Source organism: Pantoea sp. ME81, from assembly GCF_903970985.1.
In the GTDB taxonomy this organism is placed as follows: Bacteria; Pseudomonadota; Gammaproteobacteria; order Enterobacterales; family Enterobacteriaceae; genus Pantoea; species Pantoea communis.
The window spans coordinates 1-6,337 of record NZ_CAJCKS010000231.1 but is presented as its reverse complement, the minus strand read 5'-3'; the positions used below and the strand labels follow the sequence as shown (position 1 = coordinate 6,337).

The 6,337-nt window shown below is 51.9% G+C and carries 5 protein-coding genes; 2 read left to right on the top strand and 3 right to left on the bottom strand.

The window, feature by feature from the left end:
* Together H7A81_RS24860 and H7A81_RS24855 are read left to right on the top strand one after the other, a co-directional pair.
* Window positions 1-520: ABC transporter permease (locus H7A81_RS24860; RefSeq protein ID WP_182059051.1), on the top strand; the 520-nt coding region annotated here is incomplete at its 5' end.
* Between the two features lie 3 nt (window positions 521-523).
* Window positions 524-1,852: a M20 family metallopeptidase gene (locus H7A81_RS24855; RefSeq protein ID WP_182059050.1), complete on the top strand. Its 1,329-nt coding sequence runs from the start codon at window positions 524-526 to the stop codon at window positions 1,850-1,852.
* Between the two features lie 1,476 nt (window positions 1,853-3,328).
* Here the strand turns inward: H7A81_RS24855 and H7A81_RS24850 are convergent.
* The 3 genes from H7A81_RS24850 to H7A81_RS24840 all read right to left on the bottom strand — a co-directional run.
* Window positions 3,329-4,057 carry a fimbrial assembly chaperone gene (locus tag H7A81_RS24850; RefSeq protein ID WP_182059049.1) on the bottom strand — a complete coding sequence of 243 codons (729 nt, stop codon included), beginning with the start codon at window positions 4,055-4,057 and terminating at the stop codon, window positions 3,329-3,331.
* Window positions 4,023-5,309, bottom strand: a complete 1,287-nt coding sequence (gene stbD / locus H7A81_RS24845) for a fimbrial usher protein StbD (RefSeq protein ID WP_255479040.1) — start codon at window positions 5,307-5,309, stop codon at window positions 4,023-4,025. Before stbD ends, H7A81_RS24850 begins: the two co-directional genes overlap by 35 nt.
* 36 nt (window positions 5,310-5,345) lie before the next feature.
* Window positions 5,346-6,337: fimbria/pilus outer membrane usher protein (locus tag H7A81_RS24840; RefSeq protein ID WP_182059047.1), on the bottom strand; the 992-nt coding region annotated here is incomplete at its 5' end.

Below are 6,337 nucleotides of genomic sequence, written 5' to 3'. Positions count from 1 at the left end.
TATCTCAGGCGTTCCGGTAGAGCTGACGCAATGGGGCCGAGGGGCAAACTTCGCGATTCCTCTGCCGTTTCTGACCTGTGTCATCCCTGCCTTTTTTATAGCCTGGTTAATTCTGAGCAAAAGCGCATGGGGGAAATGGGTTTACGCCTGTGGTTTCAATGAGCATGCAACACGTCTGGTTGGCATACCCGTGGATCGTCTGCGCCTGCTGGTTTACTGCCTGAGTGGGCTGTTAGCAGGCTGCGCCGGATTCATCTCACTCAGTTGGTTAGGCAGCGCACGACCGGAAATCGGCGTCAACTTAGAACTGGAATCGCTCACTGCAGCGTTGCTCGGCGGTGTCGCCATTTTCGGCGGGCGCGGCAGCGTGGTCGGGGTATTGGCGGCGGCGCTGATGCTGGTGACCATTAAAACCTGCATGTTACAGCTGGGACTGAACAGCGTCTGGCAGCTCGGTGTGGTGGGCTTGTTATTGATCATCGTGTTAATGGCACAACGACTTTTCATCTATCGGAGATAATTCATGAGCCTGACTGAAAAAATTGGCGCACACGTTGATGCCAGCGCCGAGCGCATCGCGCAGACGTTGTGCGACCTGATCGCTTTCCCCTCAATCGTCAAAGTTGACCCACGTGAAGCTGGGCCGGGAGAGCGCGACTGCCAGCTTTACTTACAGCAGCGCCTCATCGCATTGGGTATGACCACCGACTTATGGGATCCCGATGGTCCGGCCTTGTATGCCCAATATGAAGGACGTCCCGGTGCGAATAAAGGTCGCACATTTGAGGGGCGTCCGAATCTTGGAGGCACGCTAGTTGGCGCGGGCGGCGGTAAATCACTGATGCTCACCGGGCATATTGATGTGGTTCCGCCGGGTCCGGCGGAGCACTGGCACAGCGACCCTTTCCTGCCGGTGATCAAAAACAACGCTGTCTACGGGCGTGGTGCGGTCGATATGAAAGGTGGCGTTGCCTGCATGTTGATGGCGGTGGAGTTATTGCAGGACCTCGGTATCCGCCTCGCAGGAGACGTGGTCTTCACCACGGTGGTGGATGAGGAGATTGGTGGCATGGGTTCACTGGCGATGGTGGATCGCGGCTTCAAAGCCGATGCCGGTATTATGACCGAGCCGACAGCTAACCGCATTTCACCTATCTGTCACGGCATTCTCTGGGCTCGCATTATTCTTGATGGTATTGGCGGGCATGCCGAACTCACACCTAACAGCTGGGACAGCAGCGGGCCGGTCGATGCAGTGATGCTGTGTCGTCAGATGCTGGATGGGCTTGATGTTCTCAACCGTCGCTGGCAAACGCAGCCTGATAAAAATCATCCGCTGATGGAGATGCCGAACCAGATCATCGTTACGCAATTGAAAGTGGGCGAGCATCCAGCATCGATTGCCGGTCGGGCGGAGATCGTCATCGATGTGCAATATCTCCCTGCCGAAAAAGATGAGATGGGATTGGGCGGCAAGGTGAAACGCGAAATTGAAGAGCACGTGGCCAAAGTGTGTGCGCTCGATCCTTATCTGGCGAAGCACCCGGCAAAAGTGGAGTGGATTCTGGACGCGGACTGCGCGGAGATTCCAGCGGACCATCCTTTTGTTGAAGCTTTTCAGCAAGGCGTCAATGATGCCGCGCTCAATCCGCAGCTGGCGGGATTTGGTGCGCATAGTGACATTGGTCTACCCAGCACACTAGGACAGACGCCCACCGTCAACTTTGGACCGGGCGATCCTGCCATGTCACACCAGCCAAATGAGCATGTAGCTATTGCCGATTTGGTGGCCTGCACCAAAGCCATAGCGCTGACGCTGGTGCGCTGGTGTGGTGTAGCCGAAAGCCAATAGTATTATTCCAGCCTCCCGCAGTGTCGACCTGCTTAGCATCCTGATGGATCGAAGCAGGTTTTCTTGTTTTAAAGTCCTTCGATCACAATTCAATTAACAGCCACCACGAGCATTGACACCACTGCGAGGGTCCAACGAAATATCAGCAAGTGACTCCGGAACAAGTGCAATAGACTGCGGATTAATCCATGAGACGTCACTCGCGGATGCACTGGAATCCGGCAGGCTAAATTGGGCAGCGCTGGAAAGTTTCAGCGAACCACACCGTACCGCTGGCGGGGTTCAGTAATGTGATCCTCTCTTCGCATATTGGTGGCGTGAGTGATGCTTCCTGCACTCGTATGGAACGGTGGCTGCGCAGAATATGTTGGCCGCGTTGCAACAACCCGTGATCGAAGATGATGCGTCCCTCCAATCCAGGTGATGCAATGCGTTATTTTTTTATGTTCACTTTCAATCTCAATTAACATCTTCATATAAAATATCGTCGTATAAAACCCATCGAATGAACGTTGTTAACAGAGTGATTGGAGTGCAAAAAGGTTTTTCTGCGGCTATTGCAGTAATTTGTTGTTATGTTAAGGGCTTTTATTGTCTGGTTATTTTACTAAATAATGTAAGGGGAATCGATAAATATAATATGGCATTCCCTACGGAAAATTATTTTCCGTGATCTTTTGCATCGCAATTGGAAAGAGTTTTTGTGATGCGCATTCAAAAATGGATAAGTTATCGCAGTGAGTGAGTGACAATAAAGTTAAATGAAATCAGCCAGTTGATGGTTGTCGGGTGAGGGGTGTGGTCGGGTTCAATACATTTTTGAAACCATTGTGTGGAATATGAATTTGCAAGAGGTTATTAAATAATGTTTTACTGTTGCTGCCGAATCTCTCTCATTGAGAATGATGGAAGTGACAAGTCCTCTGGAAGCTGTAATTCCAGAGGATTGGACGATTTCTGTTATCGATAGCTGTTACTTGCCCACTCACCAGCATTGAGTGGGTGCTGATAGGTGAACTATGTATTTATTAAAAAAATGCTTAATTTTATTTTCTTTCATTATGATTGGAAATTGGTTTTTGAGTGGCGCTTGTATCATTTCAGGTTTTATTGATTACACGCCACAATATGAACTCTCTAAGTTGATTGTCATGATAACATCGTTAACGACATTCATTACGCTAGGCCTTAAGCTAAGTAATTATATCTCGCGTAAATTTGATCTGACACGTTGATTGATTACCACTATGGATAATGGCTTGATGAACACGGCCAAATCTTTGGCATGCATTCGTAAATGTATCCCTTTCCGTACTAATGTTTTATTTACAGCGTTACCGCTAGATTTCCCCGAACGTTTCGAATGATAAACGAAGCAAGTGTTAATCGGGCCATTCGGGCATTAAACATCACGCGCATCATTGTTGCGCACCGAAAAAGCACGGTAGAGACTGCAGACAGGATTATTACCCTCAATTAATGGTCCTGTTCAAATGTGTGGGTGATAAAACTCACTGGATTGCCCTTATCGTCAATGACTTCATACTGCACCGTCTCGCTGGGAAGTAAGGCGTGTGTTGATAATAGGGTTTGCTTTGTAAACGGCGCCACCAGCACATCATCCACTTTAAGCTTATTGGCAATCTGTAATCTTAAGCTTATATACCACGCCGTTGGATTCTCTAGTGTTAGCTGGCGTTCGTGCACGATAAAACGCAGCTTCTGCACATCTTCAGGCTGAGGCACGCCCAGCGCCGCCGGTCGGATAAAAACCTTAAGCCGCAATCGCAACGGCAACAGGATTTTTTGTTCGGCGCTGCCTGTTTGCCTGCTCAGCGCGGGAATCTGATAAATATTCAGCCAGTAAAGGCTCTCACGATCTTCCGGCAACGACTGGCGTGAAGTGAGCACCAGACGAATTGCACGCTGCTCATCAGGTGCGAGTTTCATCATCGGCGGCATGGCAAAAATGGGTGCACTGCTCAATTCCGGGGACTGCATCAAATCACCGTCATCGCTCCAGATCTGTACCACGGAGGGGGTTTCCGCACCGTTCTTTATATTTAGCGCCTGGCTGCTCTCACCGGCATTAAAAATGATGCGTGTTCTATCCACATTCACCACGGCCATGGCGTGAGCAGCGAATAACAGGCTGCTCAATGCCAATGTGTTACTGAAAACTGACCACCACTTGCAACTGCGCATTGACTGTCCCTGCTGTTACTGTTTGTCCACTCATGGCTTCGAGCGAAGCCAAAAAATCACCGCTGTAAATATTGCTGCTACCGGAAGAGACCAGCGAGGTGAGATCCGTATAGGCATACCAGCCACGCGTATTCCCGGTGCCGGTGCTGGCGAGGTTAGGCAATAAGTTAATGGCAGAACCACTGGCGTTATAAATTTTGATGCCCACACCCGAGGCCACGCCGCTGCTGCCATATTGATTATCCAGCAGCCAGGTCAATCCGCCGCCGCTGGTGGTCAAACCCAACTGTGTCGCTTGTGACACTGCATTGGGCTGATTCACCAGCAAGCCCATCGCGACATTGGCGGCAGTGCTGGTGGATGTGCTGGTGCTGGACCGCGCGCCCGATTCGCACTGCAGCGAGATCGAAAACGGTACCTGACTGCTACCGCCTGCTTTGAGCGCGTTCACACTGATGGTTGGCAGCAGCACCACAGATGGGTAGTTCTGGACTTCACACAACGCGCCCCGCACATAGGTCACGTTGCGATACGTACTCCAGGCGGCGGGCCAGTTGCCGTAAAACCCGTACCAATAGCTGGCGCTGTCCTGACCTACCGCCAGACTGTTGGTGTCCAGACCTGGGCCTTTAAAAGCAATATAGCCGCGCGGCTGCGTCCAGAGATCGCTGTAGCGGTTATCGCCATTGGCGTAATAGCTGGTTGAACTGATTTTGAACATCTCGTACAACACGTTGCTAAACGCGCTGGCCGGAATATAAAGGTAGGTGCCGTCGGAGTACCAACTGTCAGCGGTAAACTGGCGTGACTTCCAGTAGCGGCTGTAATACTCACCGGTGGTCAGATTGGTCATGCGCACTGCCACGTTTTTCGCCACGTCGTAATAAGCGCCGCTAACCTCGCTGCTGGCATACATGCCAGCATAGGCGCTGTCACCGTTGGTGGCGTACATCTCATACAAACTGCCCGCATCCGCTACTGCACAGCGGTAGAGAATCTGATTCGGGCTGTAAGCGGTGTTGCTGGCGGAGGTGAGAAACGAACCGACTGAACTGGCCAGCAACGATCCTGCGGGCTGAAAGGATGTACCGCTGTTGATGCTGATCACCGATGGCAAACCCAGGTTGCCTGAACAGGTATCACAGGCACCCGTCCAGGACGATGCGGTATAGCCGGCTGCCAGAGCGGCGGTTGAAAGCGATGAAGTGCTGGTGACTTTGATGCAGTTTGCCCATAACGTCAGCGGCAGCATCAGCAGCACAACGAGGAGATATTTAATTTTCACGAGTTATAGCGTCCTGCAAATACCATTGAGGAGGATAAGCGCCTGTTGCGTCTTTCCTGTGATTTGATAATTGACGGCGCAGCGTTGGGTTTTGCCATCCCAGCTGATTTGCAGACTGCCGGAATCATGCGGAACGCGTGCGTAAAGCTGGCTTCCCTGACCGACAACGCCAATCACGGTGTTGGAGGCATCACGCACTTCGGCGCCCATCGGCGGTGCCATCCCCTCGGTGGTATTCAGTGAAATCAATACCGCGGTGCCGCGTAAGGTGGCAAAATTTACCTGACTCACGGCACCGGCATAAGGAACCACACGCTGGCTTCCGCCGTTTAACTCAGCATCGGCGCGCATGTGCAACGTATCGAGGCTGACCGTGTTTTCACGATAGGGGGTGAGCGAGGGCAGCAGCGCATAACCGTTGTAGTCAATGACGGCTCCTTGTCCGTTTTGCACCGTCGCACCTTGGGCGCCCTCGGCATGGATCAACGCGAACGTATCGCTGGTGTAAGGCCCCGCAGTGAGACCGCCACGATGCAGCAGTAAAGTGCCAGACGTGCCTAAACCGACCTGGCGATAGTGATCTCCCTGGCCGTAGTTGGCGCGGACTGCGCCAAAACGGGTGTTTTGCTGCAGGTTGCCCCCAAAGGAGCTCGCTTCTCCGTTGACGCCATTGCGGTAATGCTCAGTTCCTCCGTAGAGCGAATAGGAGAAATCGCGCTGTTCGCCTGCCGAACCTGTTAGTGTCGCCATCGAAGACTGGCTCTGTTTTGACTGGTTGTAGTTGTAGGCCACAGATGAAAGACCCGCACCCCAGTTAAGCGGTACTGAAATATTCACTGAAAGGGTATTTTCGCTGTATCGCTGCTGGCGGCTGCTGTCGAGGTTATCGTTGACGCTCAGGTTAAATTGCTGGGTATTCCACCAGGTGCGTTGACGCGCCACATTGATACCGTAACTGATATTGCGCCAGCTGTTGCTATAGCCGAACTGCAACT

What these genes read in the sequence shown, in the direction of transcription:
- stbD (WP_255479040.1), bottom strand. Translation starts at nt 5,309, where the DNA reads ATGCTGCCGCTGACGTTATGGGCAAACTGCATCAAAGTCACCAGCACT.
- H7A81_RS24855 (WP_182059050.1), top strand. Translation starts at nt 524, where the DNA reads ATGAGCCTGACTGAAAAAATTGGCGCACACGTTGATGCCAGCGCCGAG.
- H7A81_RS24850 (WP_182059049.1), bottom strand. Translation starts at nt 4,057, where the DNA reads ATGCGCAGTTGCAAGTGGTGGTCAGTTTTCAGTAACACATTGGCATTG.